Source organism: Phosphitispora fastidiosa (genome assembly GCF_019008365.1).
GTDB lineage: Bacteria > Bacillota > Thermincolia > Thermincolales > UBA2595 > Phosphitispora > Phosphitispora fastidiosa.
Genome location: NZ_JAHHUL010000192.1, coordinates 1 through 247, shown reverse-complemented (window position 1 = coordinate 247; position 247 = coordinate 1). Strand labels below are relative to the sequence as shown.

The window sequence follows — 247 nt, the reverse complement described above, 5'->3', positions numbered from 1 at the left end:
CCGAAGCCAGCTTCGGCAGATATTTCTTGCGCTGTTCTTCCGAGCCATAGGCATAGATGGGATACATGACCAGCGAGGACTGCACGCTCATCATCGAGCGATAGCCGCTGTCGACACGCTCGACTTCACGTGCAACCAGACCATAGGCGACATAGGACGCACCGGCGGTGCCGTATTCTTCCGGCAGGGTGACGCCGAGAAGCCCGGCCTCGCCCATCATGCGGAAAAGCGCCGGATCGGTCTTTTC

1 protein-coding gene is annotated in these 247 nt (G+C 59.5%); it reads right to left on the bottom strand.

Features of this window, described 5'->3' with window-relative positions:
- The coding region (locus tag Ga0451573_RS19460) for an acyl-CoA dehydrogenase family protein (RefSeq protein ID WP_231685854.1) at window positions 1–247 on the bottom strand (247 nt) is incomplete at both ends.